Raw genomic sequence first — 2650 nt, forward strand, 5'->3', positions numbered from 1 at the left:
CCCAGTGCCCTGCCGTATTTGTCAATATTATGCGCGGCGGCCCGGGCTTAGGCGGTATTCTGCCTTCCCAGGGAGATTATTTCCAGGCCACCAAGGGCGGTGGTCATGGCGATTATCACCTTCTGGTTCTTGCACCGGACGGTGTCCAGGAAGCGGTTGAAATGACCATGAAAGCCTTTACACTGGCAGAAAAATACCGTGGGCCGGTGATGATCTTAGGTGACGGGTTGATCGGACAGATGATGGAGCCTGTGGAGTTCCCGGATGACCTTAAGACAGAACCCTCAAATAAAGACGATTGGGCAACCAGCGGCATGGACACAAGAAAAAGCAATAAAAGAAATCTTGTCAGATCTCTTTTTCTTGATCCAAAAGTACTCAATGAGAACAACCTTGCCTTAAAAGCCAAATATGTGCAGATGAAAAAAGAGGAGGTGCTGTATGAAGGATATAATACAGACACGGATTATAAAGTCCTCATTGTCAGTTACGGCACCATGAGCCGGGTATGCAAAACATCCATTGATATGATGAAACAAGAAGGGATTGAAGTTGGGCTGTTAAGGCCAAAATCCCTGTTCCCGTTCCCGGAAGATGCGATTTTTAAAGCGGCTACTAAAAAATGTTGCAAATCGATTATCAGCATTGAAATGAGCATGGGGCAAATGGTCGAGGATGTGGAACGCAGCGTTAAAGGCCAGAGAGAAGTTGATTTCTATGGCGAATGCGGTGGTGAGATTCCCACGCCTGAAAAAATTATCGAAATTATTAAAGGACTGCTCTAATCGCTAAACTTAGGAGAAAGATATAATGGGAAAAGCATTTTCAACGCCAGAAAGCTTAAGTGACAATATGACGCATTATTGTCCCGGCTGTACCCATGGCATTGCTCACAGGCTTGTGGCAGAAGCCATTGATGAATTAGGTATCAGGGGAAGAACTGTGGGTATTGCCCCGGTGGGGTGTGCAGTTCTGGCATATAATTATTTTAATTTTGACTTCCAGGAAGCCGCCCACGGCCGTGCACCTGCCATGGCAACGGGAATGAAAAGAGTCCGACCGGATCTCATTGTTTTCACTTACCAGGGAGACGGTGACCTTGCCAGTATTGGTATGGGTGAAATCATCCATGCAGCCAACAGAGGTGAAAAATTTACCACCATTTTTATTAACAATGCCATTTATGGCATGACCGGCGGCCAGATGGCGCCGACAACCATGCCGGGCCAACGGGCCACCACAGCACCAGCAGGCCGGGATACGGATCAGACCGGTATGCCCATGAGGATGGCGAATCTCCTGGGAGAACTTGTGACCCCGGGATATATTACCCGACAGGCTTTACTAAACCCCAAACAGATCAACAAAGCGAAAAAAGCCATTAAAAAGGCCTTTGAATACCAGGTTGAAGAAAAATGTTTCAGTTTTGTGGAACTTATCAGCACCTGCCCGACCAACTGGGGTCTGACACCACTTGATTCATTAAAATGGGCTGAGGATACTCTTTTGCCGTATTATGAACTGGGAGATTACAAGGTACCTGAGTAGGGCCTGAGTATGATTTGATAAATCTTATACAATTTTACAATTATAGTTGTTTTTGGAGAAACCAATGCAAACAGAAATAAAATTTGCAGGATTTGGCGGCCAGGGAATTTTGCTCAGTGCAAAGCTTTTAGCCTATGCAGCAATGAAACAGGATTTTTTTGTAGCCTGGGTACCCTCATACGGACCTGAAATGAGAGGTGGTACAGCTTATTGTACCGTTGTTATCAGTGACAAAAGGATCGGCTCACCCATCATTAAAAACCCAAGCCATCTTGTGGCTATGAACCGTCCCTCCCTGGAAAAATTTGCCAATGATGTAAAACCGGGCGGTGTTATTTTTATCAACAGTTCTCTTATTCCCACCCGAAGTGAAAGAGATGATATTACAGAACTGGTTGTTCCGGCAAATGATATTGCCACAAAAGCAGGCAGCGTCAGGGCAGCTAATATTGTTGCATTAAGCGCATTTGCTGCAAAAGCAAAAATTGTTGATTTGGAACTTTTGAAAAATTGTGTTAAAGATGAGTTTGCAGCCAAAGCAAAAATTATTCCGCTGAACATGAAAGCATTTGATGAGGGTGTGAATATCGCAAATAACAGTTAAAGTTAACCATACAGACCACAAGGGGGCCACATGATCAGAATAGAAATATCTCTTTTTCTTAAAAATGCACCTGGCGAACTGGCACAATTAACTGAACTTTTAGCCGGGGCCAATATTAACATTGATGCCATTACCATCCAGGATGCATCTGCCTACGTCCAGAACCTTTTTGAGGCCAGGGGCAAATCTTTAAAAAGGCTTGCATCTTCTGCAAGTTACAGCTCCATGAGAAGAGACTCTGCTCAATTTGCCCTGACACGGCTCATTGTTGACCAGCCGGAAAAAGCCATAGATCTTTTAAAAGAGAACGATTATCTCTTTGATTCAAAAGAAATCGTTGCCATTAATATTACAAATAAACCCGGTGAATTTACAAAAATTACCAGAAAACTGGGTGAAAAAAAAATTAATATTAATTATGTTTACGGATCTGTATCTGACTCAGACGGCAAATGCCTGTTTATATTCAGTCCCGAGGATGTAAAAACCGCAGCCGAC

General features: G+C 44.0%; 4 protein-coding genes. All 4 read left to right on the top strand.

The features are described from left to right. A partial coding sequence (locus tag K8S13_RS11455) for a transketolase C-terminal domain-containing protein (RefSeq protein WP_291462610.1) occupies nt 1-785 on the top strand: 785 nt, incomplete at its 5' end. Between the two features lie 25 nt (nt 786-810). Next, nucleotides 811-1548 carry a thiamine pyrophosphate-dependent enzyme gene (locus tag K8S13_RS11460; protein WP_291462612.1) on the top strand — a complete coding sequence of 246 codons (738 nt, stop codon included), beginning with the start codon at nt 811-813 and terminating at the stop codon, nt 1546-1548. A gap of 64 nt (nt 1549-1612) precedes the next feature. Then, nucleotides 1613-2152: a 2-oxoacid:acceptor oxidoreductase family protein gene (locus tag K8S13_RS11465; protein ID WP_291462615.1), complete on the top strand. Its 540-nt coding sequence runs from the start codon at nt 1613-1615 to the stop codon at nt 2150-2152. 30 nt (nt 2153-2182) lie between these two features. Next, a partial coding sequence (locus tag K8S13_RS11470; protein WP_291462617.1) for an amino acid-binding protein occupies nt 2183-2650 on the top strand: 468 nt, incomplete at its 3' end.

This window comes from Desulfobacula sp. (assembly GCF_021107415.1).